Source organism: Flavobacterium johnsoniae UW101 (assembly GCF_000016645.1).
GTDB lineage: Bacteria > Bacteroidota > Bacteroidia > Flavobacteriales > Flavobacteriaceae > Flavobacterium > Flavobacterium johnsoniae.
Genome location: NC_009441.1, coordinates 1,443,955 through 1,461,899 on the forward strand (window position 1 = coordinate 1,443,955; position 17,945 = coordinate 1,461,899).

At 34.0% G+C, this 17,945-nt stretch carries 12 protein-coding genes; 6 read left to right on the forward strand and 6 right to left on the reverse strand.

Annotated features, from left to right (window positions below; genetic code table 11):
• Positions 1 to 5 precede the first annotated feature (5 nt).
• The gene (locus FJOH_RS06585; RefSeq protein WP_012023348.1) at positions 6 to 1,073 is read left to right on the forward strand and encodes an efflux RND transporter periplasmic adaptor subunit; all 1,068 of its coding nucleotides are present in this window, start codon (positions 6 to 8) and stop codon (positions 1,071 to 1,073) included.
• A gap of 92 nt (positions 1,074 to 1,165) precedes the next feature.
• A complete protein-coding gene (locus FJOH_RS06590; RefSeq protein ID WP_012023349.1) occupies positions 1,166 to 4,342 on the forward strand; it encodes an efflux RND transporter permease subunit in 3,177 nt (1,058 codons plus the stop codon).
• A gap of 131 nt (positions 4,343 to 4,473) precedes the next feature.
• Here the strand turns inward: FJOH_RS06590 and FJOH_RS06595 are convergent, their stop codons facing one another.
• The 6 genes from FJOH_RS06595 to FJOH_RS06620 form a co-directional block, all read right to left on the reverse strand.
• Complete coding sequence (locus tag FJOH_RS06595; protein WP_012023350.1) at positions 4,474 to 7,098, reverse strand: T9SS type A sorting domain-containing protein; 2,625 nt, start codon at positions 7,096 to 7,098, stop codon at positions 4,474 to 4,476.
• A gap of 51 nt (positions 7,099 to 7,149) precedes the next feature.
• A complete protein-coding gene (locus FJOH_RS06600; protein ID WP_012023351.1) occupies positions 7,150 to 7,587 on the reverse strand; it encodes a retropepsin-like aspartic protease in 438 nt (145 codons plus the stop codon).
• A complete protein-coding gene (locus FJOH_RS06605) occupies positions 7,539 to 10,193 on the reverse strand; it encodes a CHAT domain-containing protein (protein ID WP_012023352.1) in 2,655 nt (884 codons plus the stop codon). Before FJOH_RS06605 ends, FJOH_RS06600 begins: the two co-directional genes overlap by 49 nt.
• 92 nt (positions 10,194 to 10,285) lie before the next feature.
• Positions 10,286 to 12,238, reverse strand: a complete 1,953-nt coding sequence (locus FJOH_RS06610; protein ID WP_012023353.1) for a PKD domain-containing protein — start codon at positions 12,236 to 12,238, stop codon at positions 10,286 to 10,288.
• Between the two features lie 111 nt (positions 12,239 to 12,349).
• A complete protein-coding gene (locus FJOH_RS06615) occupies positions 12,350 to 13,339 on the reverse strand; it encodes a hypothetical protein (RefSeq protein ID WP_012023354.1) in 990 nt (329 codons plus the stop codon).
• A 78-nt stretch (positions 13,340 to 13,417) separates the two neighbouring features.
• Positions 13,418 to 13,717, reverse strand: coding sequence for a hypothetical protein (locus FJOH_RS06620; RefSeq protein WP_012023355.1), 300 nt, complete (start codon positions 13,715 to 13,717; stop codon positions 13,418 to 13,420).
• 128 nt (positions 13,718 to 13,845) lie between these two features.
• Here FJOH_RS06620 and FJOH_RS06625 point away from each other — a divergent pair, with 128 nt between their 5' ends.
• The 4 genes from FJOH_RS06625 to FJOH_RS06640 all read left to right on the forward strand — a co-directional run bounded on the left by FJOH_RS06625 (position 13,846) and on the right by FJOH_RS06640 (position 17,903).
• Positions 13,846 to 14,430: an RNA polymerase sigma factor gene (locus FJOH_RS06625; RefSeq protein ID WP_012023356.1), complete on the forward strand. Its 585-nt coding sequence runs from the start codon at positions 13,846 to 13,848 to the stop codon at positions 14,428 to 14,430.
• 2 nt (positions 14,431 to 14,432) lie between these two features.
• Positions 14,433 to 15,155, forward strand: a complete 723-nt coding sequence (locus FJOH_RS06630) for a tetratricopeptide repeat protein (RefSeq protein ID WP_012023357.1) — start codon at positions 14,433 to 14,435, stop codon at positions 15,153 to 15,155.
• Between the two features lie 127 nt (positions 15,156 to 15,282).
• Positions 15,283 to 16,926 (forward strand): S41 family peptidase, encoded by a 1,644-nt coding sequence (locus FJOH_RS06635; RefSeq protein WP_012023358.1) that lies wholly within the window; start codon positions 15,283 to 15,285, stop codon positions 16,924 to 16,926.
• A 197-nt stretch (positions 16,927 to 17,123) separates the two neighbouring features.
• Entirely contained in the window at positions 17,124 to 17,903 is a 780-nt protein-coding gene (locus FJOH_RS06640) for a TatD family hydrolase (protein ID WP_012023359.1), read from the forward strand.
• The last annotated feature ends 42 nt before the right edge of the window (positions 17,904 to 17,945 follow it).

Consider the following 17,945-nt stretch of genomic DNA (forward strand, 5'->3'; position numbering starts at 1 on the left):
TTACAATGAAGAAAATAATTATAACAATCGTGATCATAGCCGTAGCTTTTTTCGGGATAAGCTATATCTTAAATAAAAATAAAGCAGAAAACGAAGGTAAAACTGCTATCGTAGCCGAAAAAAATGCTGCAGTATCTGTAAAAGTAGCCACTGTTAAAACAGAAGATGTTAATCTTGGTTTTACTGCAAATGGAAACTTTGTGCCAATTCAGGAATTAACTTTCTCTGCTGAAAAATCTGGAAAAGTAATCAGTGTTTTAGCCAAAGAAGGTGATTATGTAAGAGTAGGACAGACATTACTAACAGTAAGAGGTGATGTTATTAATGTAAATGCTCAGCAGGCTCAGGCTGTTTATCAAAATGCAAAATCTGATTACGAAAGATATGAAAACGCTTTTAAAACAGGCGGTGTAACAAAACAACAATTAGATCAGGCAAAATTAGCTTTGACAAATGCACAATCTAACTTAACACAAGCTAATATCAACGTTGGAGATACTAAAGTAAAAGCTCCAATTAACGGATACATCAATAAAAAATATATTGAACCGGGATCTATTTTAGCAGGAATGCCGGCAACAGCTTTGTTTGATATCGTAAACGTTTCTAAATTAAAATTAACTGTTACAGTAAACGAAAGCCAGGTTGCAAGCTTAAAATTAGGAAACTCAGTGAGCATTACTGCTAGTGTTTATCCTGATAAAACATTCTCTGGAAAAATTACTTTCATCGCTGCAAAAGCAGATGCTTCATTAAACTTCCCTGTTGAAATCGAAATTACAAACAATGCTAATAATGACTTAAAAGCAGGTATGTACGGAACAGCAAACTTTGGTTCAAACAACCAAAAACAAAACTTAAAAGTGGTTCCTAGAAATGCATTTGTTGGAAGTGTAAGCAGTAACGAAATTTTCGTAGTTGAAAATAATGTAGCAAAATTGAAAAAAGTTGTTGCAGGAAGAATTTTAGGAGATAAAGTTGAAATCATCAATGGTTTAAATGACGGAGACGTAGTAATTATTACAGGTCAGATCAACTTACAAGACGGAAATACAGTAGAAATTATTAAATAATTGTACCGCTTTAAGCCGTAAGCAATAAGCTTTAAGCCTTTTAAAAAAGCCTAAAGCCTACAGCGTATAGCCTACAGCCTAAAACAAAATATATGAAATTAGCCGAAATATCCATAAAACGTCCGTCGTTAGTAATTGTATTGTTTACAATTCTGACTCTAGGTGGGTTGTTCAGTTACAGCCAGTTAGGCTATGAGCTGATCCCAAAATTCGAAACCAACGTTATTACGGTTTCAACTGTTTATCCGGGAGCTTCTCCAAGTGAGGTTGAAAATACTGTTACAAAGAAAATAGAGGATGCGATTGCATCTCTTGAAAATATCAAGAAAATTGACTCTAAATCTTATGAGAGTTTATCTGTAGTATCGATTACATTAACTTCAAATGCGAATGTTGATATTTCGATGAACGATGCTCAGCGTAAAATTAATGCGATTTTGAGTGATTTGCCAGATGATGCTGATCCGCCTTCGTTAACTAAATTCTCTTTGAGTGATTTACCAATTATGACACTTGGAGCGAATGGTAAAATGGACGAAGCAGCGTTTTACGATTTGATCGATAAAAAGATTGCGCCAGTTTTATCTCGTGTACAAGGGGTTGCGCAGGTAAACATTATTGGTGGTCAGGAACGTGAGATTCAGGTAAATCTTGATGCTGTAAAAATGCAGGGTTACGGACTTTCTGTTCCTCAGGTACAGCAGACAATTTTAACTTCAAATCTGGATTTCCCAACGGGTAATATCCAGACTCGAAATCAAAAAATATTAATTCGTTTAGCGGGTAAATATAAAAATGTTGAAGAATTAAGAAACTTAGTAGTCTCTTCTCAAAACGGAATCCAGGTTCGTTTAGGAGATATTGCTGATGTTCAGGATACACAAAAAATCGCAGAGAAAATTGCGCGTGTAGATCAAAAAAGTGCGATTGTACTTCAAATTGTAAAACAATCAGATGCAAATGCCGTTGCGGTAAGTGAACAGCTGGTTAAAACAATTAAGACATTAGAGAGCGATTATAAATCGGCTCAATTAAAATTAGAAATTGCAAAAGACAGTACTGTATTTACGCTTGAAGCAGCAGATTCTGTTGTACATGACTTATTAATTGCGGTTATTCTGGTAGCATTTGTAATGTTGTTCTTCCTGCACAGTATTAGAAACTCATTGATTGTAATGGTATCTATTCCTGCCTCTTTGATCGCTACATTTATTGGAATTTATTTATTAGGTTATACACTTAACTTAATGTCTTTACTTGGTTTATCTCTTGTGGTTGGTATTCTTGTGGATGACGCGATCGTTGTACTGGAGAATATTTACCGACACATGGAGATGGGTAAAAGCCGAATTCGTGCCGCTTATGACGGAACTGCTGAAATTGGAGGTACTGTAACTTCGATTACATTAGTAATTGTGGTGGTGTTCCTGCCAATTGCAATGAGTACAGGATTGGTATCAAACATTATTACACAATTCTGTGTTACGGTAATTATATCAACAATGTTCTCTTTATTGGCTTCATTTACTATTATTCCATGGTTGTCTTCACGTTTTGGAAAATTAGAGCATATTGAAGGTAAAAATCTTTTCGGAAAAGTTATTCTTGGATTCGAAAGCTATTTAACTCGTTTTACTGACTGGGTATCAAACTTACTAAACTGGTGTTTAGATCACTATATTAAAACTATGGCGATTGTACTGGTAATGTTCTTTGGATCAATCTTCTGGTTAATGGGAGGCGGTTATATTGGAGGAGAGTTCTTTGCAGCATCTGATAGTGGTGAATTCTTAGTGCAGATTGAGATGCCAAAAGATGCTTCTTTAGAGCAGACTAACTTTATGACTCAAAAAGCTGAAGCTTTCTTAAAAGGAGAGAAATATGTTTTAAGCCAGATTACAACAGTAGGACAAACCAGTGAAGGTTTAGGAGCTGCTCAGGCAACTGCTTACAAAGCTGAGATTGACGTTAAAATGATCGAGCAAAAAGATCGTACAGATGATGCCAACGTTTATGCTGCTAAGACAAAACGTAAACTTGAAAAAGTATTAGTGGGTGCCAAAGTTAAAACGGTTCCTGTAGGTATCTTAGGAACGGCAGAAGATGCAACTTTAGGTTTGATCGTAACAGGTCCAAACGTAGAAAGTGCTATGAAATTTGCTAAAATGGCTGAAGCTGAATTGCGTACTATTCCTGGAACAACTGAGATTAAATTAACAGTTGAAGATGGAAACCCAGAGATTAACGTTCAGGTTGACAGAGATAAAATGGCTGCTTTAGGATTGACTCTTCAAACAGTTGGTTTAACCATGCAGACAGCTTACAGTGGTAATACTGACGGTAAATTTAGAGCTGGTGAATACGAATACGACATCAACATCAAATACAACGAATTTGATAGAAAAAACATCACAGACGTTAGTAATTTGATTTTCATCAACAATGCAGGTCAGCAGATTAAATTAAACCAATTTGCTACTATTACAGAAGGTTCTGGACCAAGTAAATTAGAGCGTAGAGATAAAACAGCTTCTGTAACCGTACAAGGTCAGAATGTTGGGGTGCCGGCAGGAACAATTGTTCAGCAGTGGCAGGCAAAATTAGACAAATTGCAAAAACCAGTTGGAGTTAACTACATCTGGGGTGGTGATCAGGAGAACCAGTCTGAAGGATTTGGTACTTTAGGAATTGCGTTATTAGCCGCTATTATTTTGGTTTACCTTGTAATGGTTGGATTATATGACAGTTTCGTTCACCCGTTTGTTGTATTATTTGCCATTCCGCTTTCGTTCATTGGAGTTTTATTTGCATTGGCATTAACAAACAATACATTAAATATCTTTACCATTTTAGGGGTCATCATGTTGATTGGTCTGGTGTGTAAGAATGCGATCATGCTTGTCGATTATACCAATCAGCGAAGAGCGGCCGGAGAATCGATTAGAAGAGCATTAATCCAGGCAAACCACGCTCGTTTACGTCCAATCTTGATGACAACAATTGCGATGGTATTTGGTATGTTCCCAATTGCATTAGCAGCAGGAGCAGGAGCAGAATGGAAAAACGGACTGGCATGGGTAATCATTGGAGGTTTGATTTCATCATTATTCCTGACTTTGATTGTAGTACCGGTTATTTATGATATTATGGAGAAAATTATTAGAAGATTCTCTAAAGGAGAAAAAATTGACTACGAAGCTGAAATGGTTGCCGATTATGAGCATACAGAATTAAGCGAAGACGGTTTTAATCCTAAACATACCCATTAATTGATTTAATTTTAGACGAAAAATCCCAAATTCCGAAAGGAATTTGGGATTTTTTATTGGAATCAATTCTGATAATTCTCAGGATTGATTTATATGTTAGCTGGAATTTCTTTATTGAAATTTAGCTCCTGTTATTTTTTCACAATCTTAATGGTTTTACTCTGTCCTTCTGATTTTACTTTTAAGAAATAAAGTCCGGAAGAAACACTTGATAAATCAATTTCAGAATGTGTGTTGTTAATTTGTTTTACCAAAATAGATTTTCCTGAAACCGAAATTACCTCAACTTCATCAATATTAGATGCATTGCTGATATTTAAAACATGTTGAACAGGATTTGGATAATATCTAAAATTCGGCAGAACAAAATCATCTGTAGAAAGAGAACCATTTACTTTTGCTGTTACAGCAAGGCGTTCTCTGCTTTCAACTCCGTCTACAGTCTGCGAAGCATAATACGTTACACCATCTACCAAAACAGTTGTCAGCGGTAAGGTTGGCTCAACTGCTTTTTTACCTGTTTTATTAGTTGAAAAACCTTTACTGCTGTACCATTTGATATTTTGACCATTAACGATAATATCTCCTAAAGTCTGTCCCGGTTTAAATTCGAAAATAATCTCTTTTTTTCCGTCTATTAATGGTGCAGGAGCTTCAATTACTACTTCTGATAAGTTAAAGCAGCCATTTACATCCTGTGCAATAATTTGATAATTCCCAGGTGCTAAATTCGTAAAAATGTTATTAGTAGAAAATTCAGCAAAATTAGGAGAAATACTATATAGAACTTGACCAGTTCCGCCATGAGATTCAATTTTAATAGTTTGCTCTTCGACTATTACGTTTGTTACTAAAGGAGCAGCAGGTTCAGATATTGTAACAACTATCATTACCTCACAGCCAGCAATATCTCTTCCTATTATGTTATATGTGCCAGCACTCAGATCATAAAAAGTATCAACTGCTGCAAATGCTCCGCCATTAATAGAATATTTATAAGAAGGCTGGCCTCCCGATGCATTAACTTTAATAAATCCACTATTGTCTCCTTTGCATCGTACGTTTTGCTGTTCAGATACAATTACCAAAGAAGGTGTTTGCTGTACTTCTACAGAAGTATTCGCTGTATTATTTTGAGAATCCCTAACTATAATAGCATAACTGCCAATAGATGTGGTAGAATAAAAATTCAAATTTGTAAATGTCTGTCCATTGTTAAATGAATATTCATAAGAACCACTTCCTCCATTTGCTGTTATAGTGATTATTCCAGGCATACAGCTTATCGCAGTTGCTGTAGCTTGTACTGTAAGCGGTGATATTGGATTTATATCGATGTCTGATTTTGAAACCACACAGCCGTTAGAATCTTTAACATATACAGAATAAGTTCCTTTAGGCAGATTTTCGAAAACGTTACTATCCTGATAATTTAAGAAATCAACAGAATATTGGTACGTGCCAGTTCCTCCGCCTGCGGTAACAGTAATTTTTTGATTGTTTACAGCCACCGTCGATGTAAGCATTTCTGGCTCTGTTATTGTAAAATTTAACGGATATGATGTACAGCCATAGTTATCCTTAACAACCGCCGTGTAAGTCCCGGCTGCTAAGTTGTAGAAAGTATTATCAACCTGAAAATTTACTGAATCCAGAGAATAGAAATATTGGCCTCCAACTCCAGATGCTAATAATGTTATTGATCCATCATTAGATCCTTTGCAAAATAGATTTCGCACTTCAGCCGTAACCGTTGGCAGATTTATTGTTGAAACTACTACAGGTATAGTTATTTCATTATTTTTTACATCACGAACTTTTATTACATAGTTTCCCGCTGGTAAATCATGAAATACATTTATAGAAGAAAAATCACTTCCATTAATAGAATAAACATAAGAAGGGATTCCTCCGGCGGCTATAACTGTAATCATACCTAAATGATTACAAGTAACAGGTTCTGACTGGGCTGCAACCGTAAGAGGAGGATTAATTATAATAGGATTAGTTTGAAATATACAGTGGTTAGCATCTCTCACAGTTACATTATATGTACCTGGCAGCAGGTTCGTAAAATATTGACTTTTTTGATAGTCTAAACCATTTAATGAATATTCATATTCTGGTTTTCCTCCTGAGGCATTAACAATAATTACATTTTGATTATCAACTATTACATTGGCATTCAAAAGGGCAGGCTGTTCTATTTGTACTGGATAAACTGCAGTAGAACAATTTAATGCATCTTTTGCCTGAATAACGTAAATTCCCGGAGATAAATTATCTAATTGCAGAGGATTTAAGCCGCCGTTATAAACAGTAAAGGGACCTCCATTTACTTGATACGCATAAGGAGCTTTACCGCCAGATGGAATAACAGTTATATGACCATTGTTCATTCCGTTACAATTAACAGGCGTTGTAAGAGGTGTAATGCTTAACTGTCCATATATTTTTAAATCAAAATAATTTGTGGTAACAGTTCCGTTATTATCAATTCTGGCATAAATTGTTTTAGATGGTGCAGAGCTGTTATATTGCGCAGGCTGCGAAATAGGATTTAAATTATTATTCGCATCATCCTGACTTAAATGAAAACTAATAGCGGTTTCTGCGGGATTTAAATTACCAAGTAAAAGAGAATTATTGACCGTTAAATCAAAGTAATTATCTCCAAAACAATGCTCAATATTATTGACTTGAGCATAAAAAAAATTGGTAAACAGAAAAAGAAAACAGAGTAGAGTTTTTTTCATACGTATAGGTTTGTTAATTGGAGTAACAAATATATACGAAAAAACTTAATCCTACTTTAAATACAAATAATGATTAAAATAATCTATAATCGCCTTTCCTTCAAGCAGAACGTCGGCGCCAATAATGCCGTGAACAGGTTTAGCTTTGTACGATTCTAAAGCTTCGTTTACATGCGAAAGATCAAAAATAACAATGCTGAAATCTTTGTTTTTCCAGCTTCCTAACTGTAATTTATTTTGAGATGAAATTTGGGTTGCCATTCCAGTTCCGCCCGCGCCAGAAGCTTTTGTTTTTGATTTTTTGGCAGACAATTCAAAACGTTCAATGCTTTCAAAACCAATGCAGGTGTTTGAAGCGCCCGTATCTAAAATGAAATTTCCTGAAATGCCGTTAATTTTGGCTTTTATCTGCAGATGCTGTGTTTTGGTAACTTTAAACTTTATTTTTTTGTAATTCTCTTTTTTGAGAATCTCGTGAAGATTTTCCATTTTCGATAATGATTGAAACCCAAAAATAAGCCAATTACAATCAAAAAGCTAATCACGTAATAGATATAATTTCCTGATTTTTCTTCAGCCGAAATTGAGCCGTAATACACAAAAGAACTCCAATAATAAGGCGATTTCTTAGCATTCGGAATCGATTTATCGTTCAAATATTCCCGTTTTGCATTAGTGTTGGCTTCAAAATAAGAAACATCATTTTTGACATTTTTATAAAAATCAGACATAAAAACCGAAGTCGTAAAATCATTTACTTTCCATAAAGAAAACAACAAATTCTGTGCTCCGGCAAACTGAAAACCTCTTGCAATACTCATCGCGCCTTCGGCTTTGTACAATTTTCCAATTCCGGTTTCGCAGGCACTTAAAACAACTAAATCAGGATTTATATGCAGATTATACAATTCTGAATACAGGATTTCCTGATCGTAAAATTTAATACTTGCCGGAGTTTCAATATCGCCAGAAGAAGCGTGCGTACTCAAATGAAGAATAGAATAATTTGAAGCATTATTTTTAAAATCAGCAAAACCTGCATTCGAATTTTCTAAATATTTCCCTTTAAAATTACGGCGAATAGATTCTAGTTCTTTTTTTGAATAACTAAGCTCGAAAGATGTGCCTTCAAAAACAGGAAAAACACCTAAAACTGTTTTTTTAGATTTTGAAACAGGTTTAGCATTCAGATAAATATTTGCCGAAGTAGTATAAGCAATCCTGAAATCATTAAGTAAATAATGCATTTTAGCAAAATTCGTTGTATTAGATTCCTGAGTAATTAAAGCTTCAAAAGGGAGAAAATTTAAAATTCCGTCAGGAACAATGACAAGGTTTTTGTAACCAGAATTATTAGGAAGTTTTAATAAATCATAAACATCTTTTCCATAATGATTATAGTCGGAAATATCATTTGTAATAGCATCCGGACTGTTAAAATAATCTATAAACTGGACAATTCTTGAAATACCAAGATGAGCAATATTAATATGATTTAGAACAATTTGATCGTTTTGTAAAACAAAAAAATACAGCTTTTCAGATCCCATAAAATAATAAACCATCATCGCTTTATCTTTCTTTAATTTTGAAAGCAGCGCTTTGACATCGCATTTTTCAGGAATATAATCTGTATTTTCAGACTGTACTTTTTTCAGCGAAATCATGACTTCATTTTGCTGTTTTATAAGTGTGTTGATTTTTGAAATATTGGCCGAATCTCCTTTTTGCTGTTCTTTTAAAATCGCATTATTTAGGTTTTGCAGGTCTTGCAAAAGCTGTTTTTCTTCTGCGGAAGCATTTTTAATATTCGAACGATAACCTTTTAAAATACCCGATTTTGTTTTTTCTGATAATTGAAAAGCTTCTTCCAGATATTTCGTTTTCCCTTCTTTACTGAACAATTCATCATAAACAAAAAGACATTTTTCGGTACGATTTCGGGACCGCAGCTGCATCAGGATTTTTGAGTTTTCATAAACCAGACTATTCATCAATAAATCTTCAATGTAGAACGAAAGTTCAAAAGCCTTTAATGCATTTTTAGGATCTTTGATTTTTAGAATTTCTGCCTGTAAATCGAGCGCATCAACCAAAACAGTTTCAGCATACAATTGATTTTTATTCGGAAGAATATCTTTTGAATTATAATTTGGAATCAGGGTTTTAAAAACGACTGAAATCTGTTTGGCGCTTTCCTCATGTTTTTGTTCATCAAAAAGCAGCCAAGCTTTTTCATAATAGAGTTTGGCCCGTTTTCTAGGCTGTTGATTTTTTGTTTCTAAAAGAAGTTTTTCCGCCTTCTGCATATAAGAATCAGCAATGTCAAATTGCTGCCATTGCCGGTTCATTGAAGCTAAATTGCGATAAGAATTGGATAAAGTTTCTGATTTGCCTTTTTCGTTTTTCAAATATTCTATTGAAGACAGGAATGCTTTTTCTGCATTTTGAGGAGCATTTTTAATGAATTGTTTAGAATTTAACCAATAATTATTTCCCAGATTATTGAGTAAAATTCCTTTTTGAGAGTTCGATAATTTTTCTGTTTTCAGCGTATTTTCTAAAACTTCAATTGCCGAAGAAATTTTCCCGGAACTTTGATAAACATTAGATAAATTTAAAATTGCAGCAAATTTTTGGTTTTGTGCGTCGGGATAATTTTTAGAAGTATTTACAATAAAATAATATTGTTTTATAGTGTTTTCGGCGCTGTCATAATCGCCCAGAATCGTATATAAGTTCCCTAAAGGTTTTAAGCAGAATTCTATAATATCGTAATTGCTGAGCTTTTGTTTCTGGTAAGTCTGCCATGCTTTTTCATAACTTGAAATGGCATTTTGTGTCTGCCCAAATTGGTTTTCATAATAGGCTTTATTGCAGTTTAAAACCACGACTGCCAGTAATTCATCTTTGGTTTTTGGTTTTGGATTTCTCCAAAAATCAGCTTCAGCATTTGATAAATCCTGTATTGCTTTTGCAGAAGGGTGAGCAGTAAAAACATCAATTGCATGGTAAATTTTATCTTCCTGATTCTGCCCGAAAGCATTCAGAGTTAGGAAAAGAAAGATTAAACGATATAAGTTGTATAAGTTCATATTATTTTTTTGCCACGAATTTCACGGATTTCCACAAATTATTTCAGCATTGATTCGTGGAAAATCTCTCCAAAAATCTTCGTGTAATAACTTTAAAACTTCCATATTCCATAAACCTGAAAATAATTGAAATTCTGTTCAAAATTAATTACATAACGTGCTCCCAAACTTGGACCAATTCTGGCGAAACCTGCAGTTAAATCAAATAAAAGCCCGGTTTTAAAATCGGCAAAAGAAGTTTTTGTTTGATTGCTTGTTGTACTCGAATTAATTAAAAAGCTCTCTTTATCGCCTTCATACGTATCAACTTTTATATTTTGATTCTGCTCTTGCGAAACATTTATATTAGCCTGAATTCCGGCACCAATGCCAATATAGTTATTAAGGTTATACCGAATTAAAACAGGAACTTCCCAATTGATGTTTTTGTTTTCAGTTGAGGTTGTCGTGCGTACCAATTGTCTTGTTCCGTTTGCATTAGTATTCAATTGATCTGTAACTGTTACAGCACGATTATACTGATTTAAGGCATTTGTCCATTCTACCTGCCAGTAAAAGCGATACGATTTAAAAGGCGAAAGCGTCGCGCCCACAAAATAACTCGTCGATTTGTCTAAATCAGGATAAAAATTATATCCGGCTTTTACGCCAATAGAAATTCCGGGCAGAAATCGGGTAGTGGCGTAGTTCGTAATTATAGGTTCGTTTTTGTCGAATATAATCGAAGTCCGGCTTTTGGTTTTTACTTTATGAAAGTCCTCGCCAAACTTCATAGAATATTTTACAAAACCTTTTGTACTGTCTTTTTCCTTTACATTTTTCTGTTCAGTTCCCGGCAGATAAATATTCTTAAATGTAAAAATGATCTGTTTTTGTTTGATAATCGTGTCGAGACAACTCACGGTTGGTTCTTCGCCTTTTGGGCAGATTGGACATTCTGGATACATACTTTCTATCTGGAAAGTTTTCTTGTCGAACATATCCGGAATATCAGTTTCTAAACGAATTTTTCGGGCCGGACCTTCACCATTATTTTGAAAACGGGTTTTAAAATTAACCCTTTTAAAACGTACCAGCCTATAATTCATAAAACGTCCGTTCGAGCCCATTTTATTTGGATCGTGAGACGTTACAATTTCCATCTCAAGGTTTTTAATCTTATGGTTTTTATAGCTTCGATTAGGAACAAAAATCCCGCGCATCGTGACCGTTGCGCTGGTATCTTTTATCATTTCGGGAGTGGTTTTAAATGTGTAAAAAACATTTCGTGTTTCTCCCGGATCAGCATTATCAAATTCTAAAACCGAAACATTATGATAGATTTTATGAGCCTCTAAAAGTGAAGCATCAAGATCTTCCTCAGTAGCTGTATTTCTATATTTTTTAAGTTTGAAACTGTTTTCGGCAGAAGCCAGATAATTATTAGAATCGTCAAGATCGTTTACAGATGCCGTTAAGTTTTCTTTAATTTCACGTTCGTCAGCATAAGTTCTAAAATCACTTAATTCAAAGTTATTGTGTTTGAATTGTTTTTCATTATAAAATAAATAAAGCTTGCCGCTGGAAACATAATTCTCCAGATTTTGATAACTCACAACGACTACCATTTCCTGCTCCGGAATAGGATCGCAGTTTTTTAAAATTGCAAAACCGTTTTGATCTGCTATAGAAGCAATGTCTTTATAACTAGTATCGGTAATATCGTTTACAGCGACTTTTTTCGGACGTGTTGCCGGCGGTTTTCCGTTGTCGTAATTGTTTGTTACGGCAAGCCTTGTCGTGTAAGTTCCTTTCTTTTTATAAACATGCTTAGGTTCTGCTTCTTTGCTGTAATGACCGTCGCCCAGTTCCCATAAATACGAATAACTTGGTTTTGGAGCACCCGCAATTGGAATCAATGGCGGTGTTTCAGGTTTAAAATTTACAGCATTTCCATTTTGGATAAAACCAATAACAGCTCTTCGGGTTATGGTGTCTTTTACTTTGGTTTGCCCTATTGAAAAAATCGAGAATAGAATAAAGAAAATAGACAGTTGTGGTTTCATAACTAGATAGTTTTGGGTTCTAAAATCTTAAAAATCAATTTTAAAACAAGATTAAATGTAAAAAAAAGTGATGAGCAAATCATCACTTTTTCTTAAAAAAGCATTTGTTAGTTACTGAATGGCATTAATTGCAGCAACAAGCTGGGCTTCTGTACCGACTGTTGTTTCGGCTTGTGTAAAGGTATATGTAGTATTTGCAGTTATTGTTACTCCCTTAATTGCATATCGCCAGCTGCCATTATCTTCTGTGGCAAAAATGATGTGGCAGGCTAATCCAACAGGAATTTGTCCATAATGTTCACTAAACAATCCTTCGGCAGTATAAGTATCCAGTTTTGCAAGAGCATTTGTTCCTTCGCCGTCATAAGAAAGATAAACAGCACTGTTTGTGTTATTATAACCATCCGGAACATCTACTAAAATAGTTGTTTTTGGTCTTGGATCACTGTAAAAACGGTCAACATTAGTCCATCCAAAGTTTCCAAAAGTTACATAGTAATTGTTTCCTTCACCTTGAACACCGCCTTTTCCGCCGGTTCCGTCAGCATTTGCTTTTGCTTCTCTCCAGGCTAATTCTCCTTTATCGTCAATTACTCCAGTCCATAAAGTCATTAAATTATCATAGCCATCTGTTAAAGCAGTTGGAACAATCATGTTCATGGTGCAGGAAGTCTGAAGTTCTACACCGCCTTGAGTTGCTTTGATAAAAAATTCTCCACCAGAAATTAAAAGGTTTTTCTTTCCGTCGGCAGTAATTCCCATTGTTGGTTTATTGGTTACCAGCATGTTTCCTTTGTCAAAAAGCTCGATGTATTCAATATCTACTTGTCCGGTTACAGGATTTCCGTTTTTAGTTAAACAGTCTCCGTTGATATATAATTTTACCCCTTTTGCCGAAGTTAAAGTTACCACACCATTTCCTGCAGTCATGGTAAAATTTTGAGTATTTCTTTTTACACCTTTTTCGTTAATACTTTTAAATGCTGCCGAAGTTGGAGGTAAAATAAGATCACTGCCATTTTCTACGTCACTGTTATCACAGCTTACAAAAGAGATTAGTAAAAGGAATAAAAGGCCGATTGTTTTAAAATTTGTATTCATAATTTCTGGTTTTTAATGATTATTATATTGATAGATGTTCGAGGTAAATATTTTGTTACCCCTGTTTTTATTTTTTATTTATGCCGAAAGACATTTGTCTTCAAAAAGATTTCCATCTTCGTCAACAGCCACAAGAATGCTCTGCTTTCGCGAAAGCGTAATGATTAAATAAATCCATACAACAGACCAAAGTCCGAAAGTGAGACAGGTAAGCAGTAAATGAAAGGTATGTTTAACTGCTTTTTTTTCTTTAGACAAAACAACATACGGCAGTTTCTCGTTGTGTTCTACGATTACAAAACCATTACGTGTTTTGGCCGAAATCATTTTGTAAAATTTATCTAAAGTCTTTTCGTCTGTAAATTGATACGTTTCCATTTTCTCTTAATTTTAACTGTTTTAAAAGATTTCTGTCTGCTTATATCAATTGAAATTGTTAATTGTTACCCATTTGATTGAAATTTAATTGAGATTCTTTTTAACTTTATCTGATTAAAAGTTTTTTTATGGATAAAAACAAAATACATCCTGACCAAAAATATATTGATGGTCTTGCCGAAAATAATTCGCTGGTAATTCAGTCTATATATAAAAAGTTTGTTCCTAAAGTCGTTATGTTTATTATGAACAATTCCGGCGATAGAGACCAGGCACAGGATGTAGTTCAGGAAATATTGATTTTGCTTTTTAATCAGGCCAAAGCCAATTCGTTAAAACTAACCTGCCCTTTTGATGCTTATTTCTTTTTATTGTGTAAAAGAAAATGGCTCAATGAACTGAAAAAAACATCTAATAAAGGGGTAACAATTATTGAAGACGTTTTATCTATCAATGAATCTGCGCATGAGTTAATTGGTCAAACCGAACAATTTGATGAAAAACAAGAGCTTTTTGACACCATGTTTGAGAAACTGGGAGACAAATGCAAAGAGCTTTTAAAACTGAGTTTTGAAATTAAATCGATGGAAGAAGTGGCCGAAAAACTAAACGTAACGTATGGTTATGTCCGTAAGAAAAAATCATTATGCGTTGGTCAGTTAACACAGTGGATTCAGGAAGCAAAAAACTTTAAATCTTTAAAAAACAATTAGTCATGAACGAAGAACGTTACATATTATTTGATCAATATCTTCAGGGCGAATTAACTGCTGATGCTAAAAATGATTTTGAAAAACAATTGTTGGAAGATCCTGAATTTGCATCGGAATTTGAAACTTTTAAAGAAGTACAATTTCAATTAGCCAATAAATTTGGAATTGAACAGGAACGAGAAGCTTTTAAACAAAATCTGACTCAGATATCAGAGAAACATTTCGATAACAAAACAAAAGTAATTGGTTTAAAACCATGGTATTTAGCAGTTGCAGCTTCGGTTGCAGTTCTATTCGGGTTATTCTTTTTCAACTATAATCAAAATCCGGCTTTTGCAGATTATAACGATCCGGAACAAGCCTCATTTACAGTAAGAGGAACAGTCAATGAGTCTTTAAAACAAGCAGAAGAAGCTTATAACGCAAAAAGATATAATAAAGCCATTCCGCTTTTTGAAACCGTTTTAAAGAAACAAAAAACAGCAGAAATTCAGTTTTTTTACGGCGTTTCTTTATTAGAAGAAAGTCATTATTTAAAAGCCGAAGCTGTTTTTAATGAAATACATGCAGGAACTTCTGTTTACAAAGAAAAAGCACTTTGGTATTTGGCTTTATCTAAGTTGAAACAAAAAGATTATGAGGCTTGTAAACAAATTCTTGAAAGCATCTCTGAAGATTACGAAGGTTATGATCAGGTAGAAGAACTATTACATCAGCTGGATTAGATTATTCTTAATAAAATATTTCTCCTTTACGGAAAACCTCAATCGAATTTGGAATTTTAATTCTAAATTCGATTTTCTATTTTACAGCATTAACCAAAAACAATCAAAACCTAACCAGTCTCAATTAATGAAAAAAATTACTTTATTTCTTTTTATTACATTTTCACAAATTACATTCTGCGCTCCTAAAATTACTGAAACCGAAAAACTCTTTGCAACCTGCAAAGTCTGGGGTTTCTTAAAATATTATCATCCAAAAGCAGCCAGTGGAGAAGTCAATTGGGATAAGCAGCTTTTAGAAAAACTTCCTAAAATAGAAAAAGCACAAACCAAAGAAGAGTTTTCACTGCTTCTTGAAAACTGGATTGACGATCTTGGACCAGTAAAAGAAATTGCACCAATTCCTGCACCAAAAGATGTGGAGCTTTTTGATAAGAATTTCGATTTATCCTGGTTTAATAATAAGTTGTTTTCTAAAAAACTTTCGAAGAAATTAAAATTTATTGAAGAAAACAGGTTTCAAAGCAATGAAGATTTTGAACATGGTTTTGATGGTTTAAAAATGACAAAAAACTATTTTGATCTTGATTATAACAATAAAGATTCCAGAATATTAATGCTTTTTGCCTATTGGAATTTAATTGAATATTATTTTCCATATAAATATATCATGGATCAAAAATGGGATTTGAGTTTAGAACAGTCACTGCCATCTATCGCTGATGCTAAAAATGAAGCTGATTTTTATCTCGCACTTAAAAAACTAACATCAAAACTTAATGACAGCCACGTCGAAACTCCAATTTATGGCCCAACTGTTTATCGCTCATTAAATCATTTCCCTGCAGCAGGCAAAATAATCGATGATAAATTGGTTATTACCGAGATTTTAGGAGATAGTCTTGCCGAAGCAGATAATATTAAAATAGGAACTGTAATTACTAAAATAAATGGTAAAACCATAAAAGAATTAATCGAGCAAAACAGAGATTTAGTATGTGCATCAAACGAAGCTAAACTTTTAGATAAAGTAGTTTATAGAATTTTGAGTACTGATCAGGATAATGTTTCGGTAGAATTTTTAAAAGATGGGAAGTATGAAATAAAAAATATGATTTGGCATGATTATCATGACTCTCATCGAAATGAATTTAAAAAAGGCGCTGTAAAACCAAAGGAAAAGTTTAAGCTTTTGGATAATAATGTCGGCTACGTAAATATGGGAGCTATAAAACCTAAAAATATTCCAGACATGATTGATGCCTTAAAATCTACAAAGGCAATCGTTTTTGATATGAGAAATTATCCAAATGGAACCTGGAAAGAGATCTCGGATTTTTTAAATGCTGAGGAAAAGAAATTTTGCGATTATACAGAACCTTATTTAAACTACCCGGGAAAATACAAATGGGTAGATGGACGAAAATGCGGATTTAATAATAAAGATAATTATAAAGGGAAAGCGATTGTACTGCTAAATGAAAAGTCACTAAGCCAGTCAGAATGGACAGCAATGTGTTTTCAAACAGCAGGAAATACAACAATTATAGGCAGTCAAACAGCAGGAACAGATGGAAATGCAGTAGATCTTGATTTTAAAGGATTTCATACCAGATATACAGGACTTGGGGTTTATTATCCAGACCGCAGAGAAGCCCAGCGTATAGGAATTGTACCAGATATTGAAGTAAAACCAACCATAAAAGGGATTCAGGAAGGAAAAGATGAGGTCTTAGATCGTGCTTTGCTGTTTATTGAAACAGGAAAGTAAACATTAGTTTGTCTTCATGAGAAAAGTCGAAGCATTGCATTTTGAATCGACTAAGATAAGCGATAATCTGTATTTGACTTTGACTTCACTCAGTCTGACAAAAAGAATAAAAAAATCCGTTTTATCCGTGTGCCATTTCACACGAAATTGCTATTCTTTTAATATTGTCGTAATTTTGGCATTTTAAAATTAGAGCCTTGAATTCAACACCCATTATTACCGATACACACACTCATTTATATTCTGAAGAATTTGATCAGGATCGTAACGAAATGATTCAACGCGCCATTGATGCCGGAGTTACTCGTTTTTTTATTCCAGCAATCGATGCAGCGGCGACACAATCGATGTACGATTTAGAGAAAAATTATCCTGATAACATTTTCCTGATGATGGGATTGCATCCAACCTACGTAAAGGATAATTATGAAGCAGAATTAGCCCATGTTGAAACCGAATTATCTAAGCGAAAATTCTATGCAGTAGGCGAAATAGGAATCGATTTGTATTGGGATAAAACACATTTAAAAGAGCAGCAAATTGCTTTTAAAAGACAAATTCACCTGGCAAAACAATACAAATTGCCAATCGTAATTCACTGTCGCGAAGCTTTTGATGAAATATTCGAAATTTTAGAAGAAGAAAAATCTGAAGATTTATTTGGGATTTTTCATTGTTTTTCCGGAACTTTAGAACAAGCATTGCAGGCCATTTCTTATAATATGAAATTAGGAATTGGCGGTGTTGTGACTTTTAAGAACGGAAAAATTGATCAGTTTTTAAATCAAATCGATTTAAAACACATCGTTCTTGAAACAGATTCTCCATATTTAGCACCAATTCCGTATAGAGGAAAAAGAAACGAAAGCAGCTATCTAGTCAACGTAATAGCTAAATTAAGCGAAGTATATGGCGTTTCTGCAGAAGAAATAGCAGTAATCACAACACAAAACTCAAAAGACGTTTTTGGGATTTAACCTGTGCCTTACAAAACTTTAATTTTTTTTTTGTTCTTTTGC

What these genes read in the sequence shown, in the direction of transcription:
- FJOH_RS06600 (WP_012023351.1), bottom strand. Translation starts at nt 7,587, where the DNA reads ATGGAAAATCTTCACGAGATTCTCAAAAAAGAGAATTACAAAAAAATA.
- FJOH_RS06615 (WP_012023354.1), bottom strand. Translation starts at nt 13,339, where the DNA reads ATGAATACAAATTTTAAAACAATCGGCCTTTTATTCCTTTTACTAATC.
- FJOH_RS06625 (WP_012023356.1), top strand. Translation starts at nt 13,846, where the DNA reads ATGGATAAAAACAAAATACATCCTGACCAAAAATATATTGATGGTCTT.
- FJOH_RS06590 (WP_012023349.1), top strand. Translation starts at nt 1,166, where the DNA reads ATGAAATTAGCCGAAATATCCATAAAACGTCCGTCGTTAGTAATTGTA.
- FJOH_RS06595 (WP_012023350.1), bottom strand. Translation starts at nt 7,098, where the DNA reads ATGAAAAAAACTCTACTCTGTTTTCTTTTTCTGTTTACCAATTTTTTT.
- FJOH_RS06585 (WP_012023348.1), top strand. Translation starts at nt 6, where the DNA reads ATGAAGAAAATAATTATAACAATCGTGATCATAGCCGTAGCTTTTTTC.
- FJOH_RS06610 (WP_012023353.1), bottom strand. Translation starts at nt 12,238, where the DNA reads ATGAAACCACAACTGTCTATTTTCTTTATTCTATTCTCGATTTTTTCA.
- FJOH_RS06635 (WP_012023358.1), top strand. Translation starts at nt 15,283, where the DNA reads ATGAAAAAAATTACTTTATTTCTTTTTATTACATTTTCACAAATTACA.
- FJOH_RS06605 (WP_012023352.1), bottom strand. Translation starts at nt 10,193, where the DNA reads ATGAACTTATACAACTTATATCGTTTAATCTTTCTTTTCCTAACTCTG.
- FJOH_RS06620 (WP_012023355.1), bottom strand. Translation starts at nt 13,717, where the DNA reads ATGGAAACGTATCAATTTACAGACGAAAAGACTTTAGATAAATTTTAC.
- FJOH_RS06630 (WP_012023357.1), top strand. Translation starts at nt 14,433, where the DNA reads ATGAACGAAGAACGTTACATATTATTTGATCAATATCTTCAGGGCGAA.